The organism is Chitinophaga sp. 180180018-3 (genome assembly GCF_037893185.1).
Lineage (GTDB): Bacteria > Bacteroidota > Bacteroidia > Chitinophagales > Chitinophagaceae > Chitinophaga.
In genome coordinates, this window is the sequence record NZ_CP140772.1 from 489,783 (window position 1) to 505,224 (window position 15,442).

Below are 15,442 nucleotides of genomic sequence, written 5' to 3' on the forward strand. Positions count from 1 at the left end.
TTAGCTAATTTACTCCTTTTCTTTCAATTGCCCATTTTATTGCAGCATCAAAAAGCGTGAGCCCGTTTTTGTTGAGTGCAGTGAAAGTGGTATTGTCGAGGAATATCATTACTCTTCTGGCAGGCGCGAGGAAATCGTAATCCATGGTGGCGCCTTTTTCATAACCGAAGATGACAGCTTTATCCGGCTGTCCTGGTAAAGTAGCAATGATGGTTGCACCGAGACCTGGTTTGCCCCAGCCCATGGTCTGATCTTTCGGGTAAACAGCTATCATGCCTGCTGCAATGCCTCCTGACAAGGGATGCGGGGCATTAACCATCCAGATGTAATGTTCCTTTTCCACCTCTCCGAAATCCACATTTTTATGTTTTCCGGTATAGCGCATATCGTCGAGTATATCATTCTCCCACATCAGCACAGGAATTTTTACATCGGCATATTTTCCGGCGAGCTGTTGTGAGCTGACAGTAGAGGAGATTATCACAAGATCGTATCCATCTGCTTTGGATGCAGGTTCGCTTTCATCTGCGAAGCTAACCGTGTAGCCCAGTGACTCGATATGCTGTTTTACTTTTTCATCAGTTTCCCTGTCTTTATAATTTGTACGCAGCACATAGATGATCTTTCCTTTGGCAGATTGAGCCTGGGAATTAACAGGCAGGTATAACATAGCTGCCAGCAGGAAGTATATAATCTTTTTCATGTTGTAGTGGTTTAGCGGTTAGAAGATATAAGATACAGATGTCAGCCAGTTTCGCGGTGCTCCGGGATAGAGCCGGGAGCTGTCGTATCCGCCTACCCAATGTGTTTTATTCGTGATATTATTGAAATTGAGTTGTATCAATAGCTTGTTCATACGATAGTACAGGGCGCTATTAACCAGCAGGTATTCAGGGCCTGAAGAGGGAATGATGCCGTTAGTACCGAGGAAACCAAAGGTGCGTTTTCCCACATAGTTTGCGCCGGCGCCTATTCCAAAGCCTTTCAGCGGTCCGTTTAAGCATTCGTATTTCGCCCAGATGCTACCCTGGTCTTTGGGGGCATTGGGTTTTTGCTGATGGTTGTAAAGCGTGTCTGTCATGCCTTTGGCGCCTTCCACCACGGCATCGTTGTGGGCGTAGGTAGCGATGATATAAAGATTGGGAAGTATGCTGCCTACAATATCCAGTTCCACGCCTTTAGATTTTTCTTTACCGATTTGGATCAGCTTATCCGGGTTGTCCGGATCCAGGGCGTTGTACAGGGAATTGCGTTGCTCGATGGAGTAAACAGACATTGTAGCGCTGAGCCGGTTGTTGAACCAGGAGGTTTTTAAGCCGGCTTCGAGGAGTATACTTTTCAATGGGTCGAAAGGCCCGCCGTTCAGCGGGTTCTGGCTGGCGGCCGACTGCGGATTGTATCCGGCCGCGTATGTTGCATAGGCGTTGATGTGCGCATTCACTTCATAGGTAGCGCCGATGCGGGGCAGTACGGAGTGTTGCTTCACTTTATTTACGTTGCCGGTGGCGTAGCCGAGGTGATCGATGTAGTAGTTGTAACGCAGTCCTGCCAGGAGTTTCAGCCGGTTAACAGTAATCTGGTCCTGTACGTATATGCTATGCTGTTGTGCATAGTAGGGTACTACCACATCTGTATTGTTAGGCTGGTAAACATAACCGTTTACATCCAGTAAGGAATGCTGATTAGCAGAGAGGTCGAATGATGGCACATTAGGTTTGGGAATCATCCTGCCCTTGTACTGATAGAACTCATATTTCGCAGAATCCTTCACTGCGTATTTGGTGGCGATGGTGCCATCTTTCAGGCGGTAACCGGTGGCATCGGACTGAGAAGATCCAACAGGAATGCGGCTGTCGTTGAAGTCGTATCCCACCACTACTTTATGTTCCGGCATTCCGGTTTTGAAATCGAAGTTCAGATAGCTGCTAAGGCTGTTGGCGTATTGTTCGTTATGCCGCATGCTGGCTCTTCTGAAGGCCAGTTCCTGAATCTGTTTACCCTGTTTGTCGACGGCGAATGCGGTGCTTCTGTGTTCAAAGAGATCCTGGCGGTAGCCTGTTCTGAGAAAAGACGTGTTGAAGGTGATGTGCTCAGCCACGCGATGGCTGAGTGAAGCAGTAACGAGGTACGTTTCTTCTTTGAGATAGTCGTTGATGTCTGCCACATTCATAGAAATGGGCGTGGAGTACAGATCGCTGGAACCGAAAACAGACTGGCCTCTGTCGAGCCGGCTGTCTGATTTGTTGTACACCACATCCAGGTTGATCCTGGTTTTTTCAGAAGGAAGATAAGAGATGGAAGGGGCAATGACGATGTTCTTATCGAACATCAGGTCGCGGAAGGAGTTGGCGTTTTCGTAGCCGAGATTGAGACGGTATAATACGGTTTTATCTTTATTCAGCGGACCGGTAAAGTCGGTATTGATACGCATGGTATTCCAGCTGCCGAGTTGAAGATTCACGGATTTACGATCTTCCTGCAGCGGTTTTTTAGTCACTTTGTTGATGGTGCCTCCGGGGTTTGCATTGCCGTAAAGGGCTGCGGCAGGGCCTTTTATCACTTCCACACGCTCGAGATAATTGAGCAGGTTCTGCCGCCAGAAGCCATTGAAAGTTCTGAGGCCGTTGAACAACTGCGTAGAGCTGTTGGTGCCTACGCCGCCCTGGTTGCGGAATCCACGGATGGTAACATCATCATAGAAAGTATGCTGGTTCACACCGCTCATGTTTTTGACGATGTCGGACATACGTACGGCGCCCTGATCCTGCATCACTTCTTTGGTAACATACTGGATCGACTGTGGCACATCTTTAATGGGCATAGCGGTTTTGCTGCCGGCGTAGCTTTCTGTATTCGTGTAGCCTTTTTCTTTTCTTCCTGTTACTTCTACCGCCTGTAGTGCTGTAGAGGTATTGAGAAGATGAACATGCAGGAGCTTTTCCTGCGTATTGCTGCGCAGCATGAATTTTTCCTGGAATGTTTCATAGCCTACATGAGAAAAAACAACCTGGTGTTGACCGGGCTTAATGCCGGTAAAAGTGTAACGCCCTGAAGAGTCGCTCAGTGTCACCTGTTCGCCGAGCCGTATGCTGACGCCGGGTATCGGCTGATTAAGCTCATCCGTTATAATACCCTTTAAAATGGTTTGTGCCTTGCCAAGAACAGTCAATAGTAGTAATGCCAGACATATGCCTGCCTGCCGGTGAAATTGCCTCATCAGGAAAAAATTATAATGCTCAGTTGTACAGGGGAGGATGAAAATAAATCTCCGCGAAGGTATTGCCGGAGGTATAAACAAGCTGATCGGATCGGGAAAAAAACTGTTCATAAGCGGAAAAACAGGGAGTATATAAAGATTCGACAGGCATAAGAACTTGATAATTATCTTGTTGAATACCGAATGGAGGGATGAACCGGAATCGCCGTCTTATAAATGACTGTACTGGTGTACTATACTTTGAAATTTGATGTTGATGCGGGTGACCTACAACTGGATTTTGGAACGATCAGTCCTGCTTTTTTGTCTGCTAGTGTTTATGCAGATGACATATGCGCAAGGTACTGCATCAATAACAGGGAAGGTGGTGAACAAATTCACGGAGGAGCCTTTACCTTTTGCGACCGTTTACTGGAAGGCGGCTGATTTTGGTGTGATGACTGATAGTGCCGGTTCATTTACGATTAAAAAAAGTTTCCGGCCGGCGGATACGCTGGTAGTGCGGTATGTTGGGTATGTGCCCAAACATATTCCACTACAACATGCTATGGCGGCGGATCTGGTGATACCGTTGGAGGCTACCGTGAACATTGGGGTGGAAGTAAAGGCAAAACTGGACCGTGGCCTGGTGTGGTGGCGACAAATAGTGGCACATAAGCAGGCGAATGAACCCGGGCATTATGAAAGTTATTACGCTGATCTGTACAACAAACTGGAAATAGATATTGCCAATATCAACAGAAAACGATTTGAACATTCCAGGATACTGAAGCCTTACTCCTTTATCACCCGGCAGATGGATACCACCTCTGAGCAAACACCCTTCCTGCCTGTATTTCTCAGCGAATCCGTGTCGGATTATTATATAGCCGGAGCGCCTCCGAAGGTGCGGGAAGAAATACGTGCACTGAACACCAGCGGCATTAAAAATGAGTCGGTGATGGAGTACCTCGGTGGCATCAACCAGAAAGTAAATACTTACAATAATTACATGTACATATTCGGCCGTGAGTTTGTGAGCCCTGTCAGCAGTACGGGCGACAGGTATTACAACTACAAAGGCCTGGATACTATTACAAGAAACGGTCAGGAATACTATCATCTTGCCTTTACGCCAAAGCGGGAGGGCGAGAATCTTTTTGCCGGCGATTGCTGGATACAAAGCAATACCTGGGCTTTGCAGAAGATCAGTCTTTCTATTTCCAAAGTAGTCAGCATCAACTTTGTAAAACGGCTGGATATTATTCAGGAGTTCAATCAGCTGAATGAGCGGGAATGGGTGGTTACGAAAGATAAATGTATTGTGGAGCTGTCGCCGTTGGGCAAAGAGAAAACTTCTTTCATCGGAAGAAAAACCACTTTATACCGCAACATAGCGGTTAATCAGCAGCATATCAACGGTAGGCTGGGCGCTAACCGGCGGAAGGAGGAAGTGGTGATAGCAGATAGTGCAGTAGTTAACGGCAAGCGTTACATGGAACAGCACCGGCCTGAATCCCTCACTGCTAATGAGCTGCGTGCCATCACGCTGATAGATACGCTGAAATCCATGCCTGAGTTCAGGCGGCTTAGTAACACCGTCACGTTCCTGGTAGATGGGCATATCAAGCTGGGCAAAGTAGAGATCGGGCCCTGGTACAAATGGATAAGCCGTAACCGGGTGGAGGGGATGCGCTTCCGGTTTGATCTGGGAACTACTCCGCAGTTCAATCGTAATCTGCGCCTGTTCGGGTACCTGGCGTATGGTATGAAAGATAAATCGCTGAAGGGTAAGATGGCAGTGTCTTACAGCCTGCCAGGAGATAATGGCTGGAGCATATTCTCCTCTTACAAAAATGATCTCGATAATAATCAACGTGGGTTTAATGGCGAAGAAGTGTCGTTGGATAATATTTTCGGACAGGTGGTACGAAGGCATGGTATTCCGCAAAAGTTTATCCGGGAGGATGAAGTGAAATTGTCGGTGCTGAAACAGTTTCCGCAGCAGTATTCCCTGCAGGGAACAGTATCGAGGAATGTATACAACACATTTGATCCACTTCCGTCGCACAAAATGTTTTTTCCGGAAGGAGCACATAACAGCCATATTGTGAACACGGAGTTTCAGTTGAAATTCCGGTATGCGCCAGGGGAGCGGGAAATCAAAACTTTCCGGAAAGTAAGGCGCCTGCGCAGCGATCTGCCGGTAACGGAACTGAGCTGGTCGTTTGCGCCCTCCGGTGTACTCGATAGTAAATACAATTACCAGAAGCTGAGCCTGAATGTGAATCAGCAGTTCCAGATTCCCCGCTGGGGCCGTGTGAATTACATGGTGTATGCAGGGAAGATTTTTGCAGACAAACTTCCTTTTATGTTATTGCAGGTACATCCGGGTAACGAAACCTATTACTACAACAAAGAAGCGTTCAGTCTGATGAATAAATATGAATTCTTCAGTGATGAATATGTAGGCGTGAATATTGAGCACAACTTCAACGGGAAGTTATTGAACCTGCTTCCGTTTATGAGGAAGACGGGGGTAAGACAGTTCTGGAATGTTAAGACCGTAACCGGTAACCTGTCGTATAAAAACAGGGTGTTTAACAACATGGAATTCGGCAGTTACGGCATGCGGTCGTTGCGGGGGAATGTTTATACAGAAGTAGGAACCGGTTTTGATAATATTTTTAAATACTTCCGAATAGATGCGGTATGGCGTATTTACCCCAAGAAAACGCCTATGGGACATACTGGTAATTTTGGTCTGTTTGGCAGTTTCAGGTTACAGTTCTAGTTTTTGGGATTTATTACGATATTAAAAAGGCGCCTCATGAGGCGCCTTTTTCCAGTGTGATAGTTATAGTGATAGTTATTGTTTTACAAAGGTACGTACACTGTTACCGAAGCCCTGGGGCGCTTCGATGGCCCATTTCAATGTAACAGTGCCGCCGGAACGGTCTATAGACGTCTTATCAAGGAATATCCCTCCCAATGGCGTAGGCTGATTGGGGCCTACCAGTGTGTTGAGATCAGTTAATCCGATCACATAAGGGAAAAAGAACACCGGGTTGTTGCCAGCAGCCACACCACCCAGATTGTCGACTGAGTATAAACCAGTGGCCAGTTTAGTAATGTGAACAACGGCGCTGTTGGAAGTCCTTTTATACGTTCCGCTGATATCATCGCTGGCTGGTGTACTCGTAACCAGCACCAGCCTTGTTGCCTGCGTTCTGTAGCCCCATTTATTGATCGCCTGGAAGTTTACAAAGTACACTCCGGGAGTTTTGGGATCTACGGGATTAACGAGCGGCGTCAGGGTAGTAGTGCTGTTAGCCAGGCTGTCGAAGGCCGTTGCACCAGGATCAGTATACGTACTCCCGATAGAAATGGCCAGCGCGGGATCACCTTTCAGGGTGATGACCGGGTAAACGGGCGTAACAGTTTGCTTAATTACACCTTCTGAGTTTTTTGTACAGGAGGAGAATATGATGCAGCCCGCCAGTAAGAAATATAATGCTTTCATGTAGAGTAATTGTTTGTTAAAGAATAGTTCATTACAAGAGCAGTGCTTCTTAATTAGCCCACCATACTTTCTCATATACCAGGTGATTGGTTTTGGGTGCGTTGGGATTCCTGGTCAGCTCGGAAGAAGGATACAGGAATATTCCCGGCCATCTTCCGGCGCCGATAACAGATGCCTGTGAAATGGTGAAGAAAGATGGATAGCCTGTTCTTCTCCATTCTGTCCATGCTTCAATGGTTTCGTTACCGCACATAGCCGCCCATTTCTGGGTAATGATAGCCTGCACCTGAGTTTCCACGGCAGTACCTGTAGGATAAGCCACATCCGGCTGCGTATAGTAAGCAGGAGCAGTAGTGGTATCTATACCATATGCCTGGAAGTTATTGGTGATACCCTGGTTGTACAACGCCTGGGCGCTTCCGGGAAGCCATCCTCTGGCAATTGCTTCTGCCTGCAGGAAATTGGCTTCATAGTCGGTCATTAATTTTACAGGGGCCAGTGCAGAGTTAACGTCTACTGCATTTGCTCCGGTAGCGGCTGAAGGATTGGATACAATAGTGGTTGGAGGATTCGCGAAGCTTCCCTGCGGAATACCAACAATAGCGCCACTGGCAACAGGAGCATAGAAAGCCTGCAACCGCGGATCGCTCAGCGCTCTCATGAAACTAACGGTAGTTGAGCTGGCCACCAGGTTGGTAGTTTTGCTCAGCACAGAACCTGCAATAGCTCCGTATAAGGGGTTGGTTTGCCCGCCAGTGGAGTTGAAGTTCTGTAAGGCTGACTCACCAGGCTGGATAAAGGTTGCTCCCTGGAGCGTGCTGATGATAGCCTGTGCACGGGTTGGATCTTTTTTAGCGAGACGCATGCCTATCTTCAGTTTCAGGGTATTGGCAAAGCGTAACCACTTGTTCATGTCACCAGCATAGATCAGGTCGTCGGTACCGGGAGCGGTAGCATCGTTGGGATCTATCAGGGCGGTGGCATCGTTGACCATTTTCACCAATCCATCGTAGATGCTGGTTTGTGTGTCGAATTTAGGATAGAGTACCTGAGCGGTCATGACATCGCCCTGCATAGTCTGACTGAAAGGTACATCACCCCAGAGATCTGTAAGCAGCTGGAAAGTGTATGCTTTAAGGAGCATACCGATAGCCACATATTGTTTAAGTTTGGCGGCGTTGCCTTTGTCGATGACCTTCTGCATATTTTCCAATGCGTCAACGTTCATGCTGAACCAGACATTACCGAAGTCGCCTTCGGTAGGGGCATACTGGTCGAGCGTTTTATACTGTGATGAAGAAGGGTTCTGTGTCCAATACTGGGCCCAGATACCACCATCTATAGTCAGGGTATTGCCTAATGCGAAGGTCAGGCCCGATTCTGCTGAAGGGAGCAGCACATTTACCGTTACGTCAGCTGCGTTGTTTGGGTCTTTGTTCACATCGAGAAACTTTTTGCAACCAGCTGAAGTAAGCAGGAAGGTCGACAAAAGTAGCAGTGATTTTATATTCGTTTTCATCAATTTTAGTTTTTAGGCCCGATTAAAATTAGAATGATACGTCCACTTTGAGACCATAGTTCCTGAGTGAAGGGTTAGACTGGAATTCGTATCCCTGCACGTTGCTGGCACCCTGGGAGTTAATTTCCGGATCAGCAAACTGGTTGGATTTAGGCACCCAAAGGAAAAGGTTATTACCATACAGCAACACGGTGAGTCTGGTAAATGGCGTATGTTTTAACATCGACTGGCTGAAGGAATATCCGATGGAAGCTTCCCGCAGTTTCACATAGGACCCATCTACGACGTTTTCGCCTGCAGGAACAACATTGGTCCAGTAGTTATACGGATGCGTTTTAATGGTCGTGTTGTTCACGAATTTGCCGGTGTTAGGATCTGTATAGCCTGAATTCGGGAAAATAAAATCTGCCCGGTGATTAATATCAGTTTCTGCTGCGGTACCGGCGAAGTCGAGCAGCCCTTTGGTATTGGAGTAGAATACGCCGCCCTGTTTGGTATCGAACAGCACTTTAAGCATGAATCCCTTGTAAGAGATATTTGTTCCCAGAGAGGCGATGTAATCAGGCAAATATGATCCGAAATAGCGGGTAGCGTTGGCACGGGGCAGGCCGGTGCTTGGATCTATGATCACTTTTCCGGTAGCAGAATCGAGTGCCAGACCTGTACCGTAGAATGTTCCATATTTTTTTCCGATGGCAGCTACCTGTGCCATTGCTGTGGTACCGCTAACCCCGGGTGCGATGGCAATTTGCTTTATACCATTGGCGCCTCCAAAGATATCCACCACCTTATTGTCGAGCCAGCTAAAGGTTCCAAAAACATCAATCTTCAGTCCATATTTGGTATTGACCGGAGTGGTTTTGAGACCGATTTCTATACCCTGGTTAGTCATTTCACCCACGTTCATGGTGATAGCTGAAAACCCGGAACTGTTAGGAACCGGAACGTCTACGATCTGGTTGGTAGACTTGGTTTTGTAGTAGGTAACATCCAGGTTGATGATATTCTTTAAGAAGGAGAGCTCGGTTCCTACTTCAAAAGAAGAGGTGAACTCTGGTTTCAGATCCGGGTTACCGATAAGGTTACGACGGTTGAAACCTGGTACGGTAGCATTATTAGCAGAGATGGGGAACAGGATTTCTCCGAAATCACCGCTGATATCTGTTTTCTTATAAGTAGTGGCTAACCGGTAGGCCGGAGCATCGGCCCCTACTTTAGCGTAGCTGATCCTTAATTTTCCGAAGTTTAATATATCGTTGAATTTGTTGTCTTTAAATAATTCGGAGAATACAAAAGCAGCATTTACACTGGGATATACGTAAGAGTTATGATTCGTGGGCAGTGTAGAGGATATATCGTTACGGATGGTACCACCCAGGAACAGCATATTTTTATAGTCAAAATCTGCTTCCCCGTAAAAGCCATATAACCTTCTTTCGCTGATGGTGTTGGTAGAGTTAATAGGTCCATTTGAGTTGTCGAGATTATAGAAACCCGGTACTACAAGACCTCCGTTGGTATTTGTTGCGGAAAAAAGTTCATTACTGGTCGTCATTCTCACGTTGTTACCGCCCAGTAATTTCATGTTGAAATCTTTCGCCAGCGCCCTTGTATAAGTAATGATGAGGTCATGGTTAATCTGGCTGTAGTTAATAAGATCCTGGGAGTATTTACCGTTGTCGGACCAGTTGTTACCTGCATAGAACGGATCCATTGGTTGGAAGAAGTATTTAGCACCTTTTTCATACCTGCGGTCGCTGTAAACATCCGCACCTATACGTTCCGTGATGTCGAGGCCGGCTACTGGTTTGTACGACAGGGAGAAAGTTCCGTTCACACGGTCTACACTATTTGTATTATGGTAGTTCTGCAGCAGGAAATACGGGTTTTTCGTATAGGCGCCATAGTAGCCATAATATTGTACTCCGTCAGAGCCCGTAAAAGTACCATTAAACGGATTGCTGAGATCTTTCAGATCAACAATGGGAATATCCCTGGGTTGCTGGTAGATAGAAGAATAGGACGAGTTGCTTTGTCCGCCGAGAGGTAAGATACCGGATATATTGGTATACCCGATAGATACAGAACTGGAGAATTTCTCAGAGAAATCAGAAGATCCGCTGAACCTCACGCTGTATTTGTTGTACTTGGTACCGGGAATAACTCCTTTATTATTTAAAGCACCGAGCGACAGGAAGTAAGTAGATTTCTCGCTACCACCGGAAACGGTTACGTTATTATTGAATGTTTGTCCGGGATCGAAGAAATCTTTTACGTTATTGGGAATGGCTTTATATTCCTTCAATCGTTGTTGTCCGTTTACTATCTGACCAAAGGGGCGCAACTTGCCGTCGAAAGGTTCGCCCCAGCTAAAGTTTTCCCTTCTGTCGTTCGGAATTGCATCCATATTACCTTCTCCGAATTCGTTCTGGAAAGTAGGATACTTCAGGATATTGGACAATTGATAACTGGTGCTGAAATTGATCTGTGCGGCACTACCTTTCTTACCTTTTTTAGTAGTGATAAGGATTGCTCCGTTGGAAGCGATACTACCATACAATGCAGCAGCGGCGGGTCCTTTCAGTACCGTGATGCTTTCGATATCATTAGGGTTGATATCATTACCCCTGTTACCGTAATCGACCTGATCGTTCAGGAAGTCGGTGTTCTTTATGTTATCATTACTTACCGGTATTCCATCGATAACGAAAACCGGCTGGTTGTTACCACTGAAAGACGTGGGGCCTCTCAGGGTGATCCTGGAAGAAGTACCCGGACCGTTACCGGAGGTGATATTCAGACCTGCTACTTTACCAGTCAGTGCGTTAATCGGGCTGGTATTGTCACCGATATCTCCTTTGTCGATCGTAGCCACTGCATAGCCCAGGCTTCGTTTCTCTCTTTTTACACCCTGGCCGGTTACTACTATTTCAGTGAGCGCTGTACGGGTTGCCTGCAGTACAACATTGTACGTGATGCTGCCGGTAACGGGCACTTCCCTGTCGTTGTACCCGATAAAGGAGAAAACGAGGATGTCGCCGGAAGAAGCGTTGAGGGAGTAGTTTCCTTTTGCATCGGTGGCGGTACCGTTATTAGTGTTTTTGATCCTGACACTTACGCCGGGCAGGACAGAGCCATCTTCCTGTGCTGTTACTCTACCAGATACTTTATGCTGGGCAAAAGTGAACAGCGGCATAACCAGCATAAGCAGCATGAAGCAGGCTTTGGGCAAAGCATTGCTTAGGCCGGGGATAAAGGGAATAAGTTGAGTTGTTTTTTTCCTCATAAATAAGGTTTTGGTTGTTGTATACTTTTTTTCTTGTTTGTTGCGTATTCAGCCAATAGGCGGGGGGCCATTAGAGGGTGAAATAGTGCCATCATTTGATATCATCGAGTTACGATTTTTGCTGTATCCAGTAATTCCATTTCAGTATTTCAGCGATCCATTAGTCCCGGGCTTATTCAACAGCACCTACCGGGCGGCAGCCGCATTGATTACCCTGACAGATATTTAACATAAGCAAAAGACTCTTACATAAGCAAAACACCATTGCTGGTTTGAGTGTTTAAACACAATGGTCATATTATTCAGTTCGCAACTGCCCGGGGCCATCCTAACCGGTATTTAGCTATTGTTTCAGCGGAGGTTTTCTCCAATTTGAAGCAATACAAAGCCTCCCGGCAACTTGCGATTGCCAGGATATACCTTTCAGAAGGATCAGCTCCGTTTCTGATAGGTTAGGAGTCCATACTTTTGATTAATAATAACACCTTCGCCGGATTTTGGTTGAAGTGCAAGCCATTGGAGGTATTATTTTTTTCTTTAGGTAATTGTGTGCGTAATAAAAGCAGGTACTTTCATAAGCCAAAACTGTTTATAGCGTTTAGATTTTGCTTTATGGCAACTTCTCATAAGCCCGGGTATATTCAGGAGTTGTAACTTATTTATTTGTTGTATCAATATACGGGGGCCCAATCAAGCAGACCATAACAAGGGTTAGACGGATCATTTGGCTCAGGGTTTATTTTAAGTTAAATAAAAGTTAACAGAAATTTTCTGCGCGGGGTTAAATGCAGGGGTTGCTTTTATAAAAGGTTTATTTTCTGAGACTTACATTTAACAGGAGTAGGGAGATATAAAAGAAGAAATTTACTTATATATTGGCAGAGGTCGCTGGAAGACTGTCTGTTATCACATTTATTCTGCCGCCGGGATTCACCGGCCACACCACTAGCTTATTGAGAATAAAATGGCTGCCGGTTTCAGCTGCGGCACCCAGGTAGATGCTGCCACCTGAAAAAAGGTTACCCATGTTATTGAGGGCGCCGGCCCAAACCTGGTTTACGTAATATTCTAATTTATGTCCGTTGCGCCTGATGGAGAACTGAACTGTTTTCAGGTCACCGATATCCACCGGTTTTTTTTCGAGGGAAATATCGCCGTCGTGTACAATTAATTGCAGCATTTCATCTTTAATACCTATGGCGATAGATTTTTCGAATGATTTGCCAGGAGGATGACCATAGAAATAAACAAGGGCACTCTTCGTTGACTTTACTGTAATGGTAGCAGACAATACAAAATCGCCGATGACATTCAGGTACGGGTCTTTCGGATTATATGCCGGACTTGCTTCACCATCACTGGCGGCATTGCGGGGTGATCCGCTTATCAGGATACCACCATTTCTCAGAGTTGTACCGGCAAAATGCCGCCACTTATGATTTTTGATCAGGTCAATTACAGGAAGTTTATCGGCAGCGGTATTGCTGGTATTGTAACAACCTGTTTTCCTGTGACCGAAAGGGGTAACACACAGGATGAATAGTATGATCTTGAAGTTCACATTGGCGGACCACATAAGCATGAGTACAGAATAGTTGATAGCTATAGCAGAAGGTTCCTGGTGTAATGACGCGGGCGGGGGGAGCAGCCCTTTATGAAGAAAAGTACTTTAACAGAATATTAACCCCAGGGAGGTCCGTAAGAAACGACTGCCGGCTATCCACCGGCCGACGGTCGTTTTCGGTAAGCCTGATATACAATCAGGGCAATATGGGCTTCAATGCTGCGGCAGAGTAGTTGACTGATTTGAGGGTTTTGTTATCGGATTGTCTGTACACCAGGTAGAGGTCATCCACTTTGGTATAATAGCAGGGCGTGTTTTCGGCGTTGCTGTAATGTGCAACGGTTTTTTCCGCTTCTTCCAGCGATTTACAGGCCTTGCTCATATTAGATCTGTGTACTTCGTTGAAGAGGGTATTGAATTTTTCTCCCAGTCCAAACTCAAGGATAGCACCGGCCAGCACGTATTGCAGATCGCATAAGGCATCGGCAATCTCCACTATATCATTATCCGCAATGGCCTGTTTCAATTCATTCAATTCTTCCTGTATAAGAGATACTCTCAGGTCGCATCGTTGTGGGCTGGGTACTACAGGATGTTGTTCAATCGGGTGTTTGAAGGTGCTATGAAACTCGGCGACTTTATTGAGCGCTTTAACGTCTTCCATGAGTGAATATAGTTTTAGTATTATTAAGTTCCGAAAGTAAGCATTATTTTGAATAGAGGCAGTACGGGGCAGGGCTGTTAATACTGGTAAAACCGTTATCTTTATCAGTATATTTATAACTTATTGTCAGTACCTGTTTGTTATGCCTGACTTTATATGACCAGAAAACAGAGCAGTTTATGAAATCCATATCGCTGAAAGAGGCCATCCAGAGCGGACTTGTGAATGAACTGGAAACGAACCTTACGTTTATTGACAGCAATGTACCGGATCTGCAGGTGCTGGTGTTTGAAGAAGATGTTGTCCGGAGCGCCCTGCTGGATCTTTATGATATATATGCAGAACAGCATATAGCCGGCTGGATCGTGAACGGAAATCTGATCGTTAATAATGCTATTGTTGACTATGAGTCGGACACCTATTCTGCGTTCCTGCTGGTCAATGGTAACCTGGTCTGTGATAACCTGGTAGCAGGTTGTACAGAGATAGTGGTGAAAGGAGATGTGCATGTACGGCAGACCTTTATCGGTTACTACAATCATGGCCGGGTGCTCGTCAATGGAAATCTGCATGCAGGTTTATGGATAGAAGACGATCATCAGACAACCGTAAAGGGAGAAGTAGAAGCGGTTACCTTCTGCAAAAGCTGGCATATACCTTCCCCTGATTATTCGGTTTGGCGGGATATACTGATGCCGTCAGCAGCCGAAGAATTGCTGGAAGGAGATCACCTGTTTGCCGGTGATAAGAAGCTGATCGAAAAGGTGAAGAATGGATGGCCGATATTCAGGGACGATCTGGCAAGAACGGGGATCACCGTCGAAGATCTTTCGAAGTATCTGAATACGCCTCTTCTGGGACCTGAACTGGAAAAGATTGTGATACGGCATAACGGGTGGACGATTTCTATATCCAGGGGCAGCGGGGAAACGCCACATAAGATACTGTTGATAAACACAGCAGAGCGGCATTCTTTTTATATGTCGGTGAATACAGACGGAGGAGTGATATTGCTCTATGAAACACCGGATGAAGAATGGGAAGAGATTGTGAGCAAAGACTCGCCGGAGTGGAAACTGTTGCTCCGTTACGTTACGAAAACCCTGGCGGTATTAAGAGAAAAGGAACAATGGAACGAGCAATACAGAAAAGAGGTTAGCCAGGAACAGCTGTGGCACCTGATATGGCAGCTCAATCCATCAGGCGATCAGGCAGCATTTCATCCGATAGCTTCCGATATTCTGAACAGGGTGGTCTATGCCGCTTCATTCCCCTTTGCGTATGTACATGCCCGTTATAAGGCAGATAGTATGAAACGGGGACTTGAAGAACATCCGGGCCGGTTGCCGGCCGTAGCATTGCTGGATGGATTGTTGCATCATGGCCTGATCGCTGAACTGTCGGGTTCCGCATCCTTATCGGGCGGAATAGACCAGCTTAACAGTATCGCGACCAAATACTGGAATACCAGTTTCAATATTCCGGAAGCCTATGTTGATGCTCCGGTAGACGAGGCTTACCTGATCTGGATCAATGGACAGCTGGCATCTTACGGTGTTGGTATTGCATCCCTTGAAGTGGGAATCAACAACTACCTGCTGGCATGTGTGCAGCTGGATGCACTGAATGTATTAAAAACAAGTATGAACGAGCTCGGCGTAAAAATGTTATTGTTATCAGGTAATTAGGG

The 15,442-nt window shown here is 46.2% G+C and carries 9 protein-coding genes; 2 read left to right on the forward strand and 7 right to left on the reverse strand.

The features are described from left to right. Positions 1–4: 4 nt before the first annotated feature. Entirely contained in the window at positions 5–703 is a 699-nt protein-coding gene (locus tag UNH61_RS01970; RefSeq protein WP_326990429.1) for a hypothetical protein, read from the reverse strand. Positions 704–721: 18 nt separating this feature from the next. Continuing rightward, the gene (locus UNH61_RS01975; protein ID WP_326990430.1) at positions 722–3,217 is read right to left on the reverse strand and encodes a TonB-dependent siderophore receptor; all 2,496 of its coding nucleotides are present in this window, start codon (positions 3,215–3,217) and stop codon (positions 722–724) included. A gap of 325 nt (positions 3,218–3,542) precedes the next feature. On the opposite strand from UNH61_RS01975, the gene UNH61_RS01980 reads away from it, so the two are divergent. Further along, positions 3,543–5,990 (forward strand): DUF5686 family protein, encoded by a 2,448-nt coding sequence (locus tag UNH61_RS01980; protein ID WP_326990431.1) that lies wholly within the window; start codon positions 3,543–3,545, stop codon positions 5,988–5,990. Between the two features lie 75 nt (positions 5,991–6,065). Here UNH61_RS01980 and UNH61_RS01985 read toward each other — a convergent pair whose 3' ends face one another. The 5 genes from UNH61_RS01985 to UNH61_RS02005 all read right to left on the reverse strand — a co-directional run bounded on the left by UNH61_RS01985 (position 6,066) and on the right by UNH61_RS02005 (position 13,752). Continuing rightward, positions 6,066–6,719 carry an immunoglobulin-like domain-containing protein gene (locus UNH61_RS01985; RefSeq protein WP_326990432.1) on the reverse strand — a complete coding sequence of 218 codons (654 nt, stop codon included), beginning with the start codon at positions 6,717–6,719 and terminating at the stop codon, positions 6,066–6,068. A 49-nt stretch (positions 6,720–6,768) separates the two neighbouring features. Next, positions 6,769–8,238, reverse strand: coding sequence for a SusD/RagB family nutrient-binding outer membrane lipoprotein (locus UNH61_RS01990; protein ID WP_326990433.1), 1,470 nt, complete (start codon positions 8,236–8,238; stop codon positions 6,769–6,771). Positions 8,239–8,266: 28 nt separating this feature from the next. Continuing rightward, positions 8,267–11,524: a SusC/RagA family TonB-linked outer membrane protein gene (locus UNH61_RS01995; RefSeq protein WP_326990434.1), complete on the reverse strand. Its 3,258-nt coding sequence runs from the start codon at positions 11,522–11,524 to the stop codon at positions 8,267–8,269. Between the two features lie 868 nt (positions 11,525–12,392). Next, on the reverse strand, positions 12,393–13,106 hold the full coding sequence (locus UNH61_RS02000; RefSeq protein ID WP_326990435.1) for a hypothetical protein: 714 nt from the start codon (positions 13,104–13,106) through the stop codon (positions 12,393–12,395). Positions 13,107–13,284: 178 nt separating this feature from the next. Continuing rightward, positions 13,285–13,752: a nucleoside triphosphate pyrophosphohydrolase family protein gene (locus UNH61_RS02005; RefSeq protein ID WP_326990436.1), complete on the reverse strand. Its 468-nt coding sequence runs from the start codon at positions 13,750–13,752 to the stop codon at positions 13,285–13,287. A gap of 179 nt (positions 13,753–13,931) precedes the next feature. On the opposite strand from UNH61_RS02005, the gene UNH61_RS02010 reads away from it, so the two are divergent. Continuing rightward, the gene (locus tag UNH61_RS02010) at positions 13,932–15,440 is read left to right on the forward strand and encodes a hypothetical protein (RefSeq protein WP_326990437.1); all 1,509 of its coding nucleotides are present in this window, start codon (positions 13,932–13,934) and stop codon (positions 15,438–15,440) included. Positions 15,441–15,442: the final 2 nt, after the last annotated feature.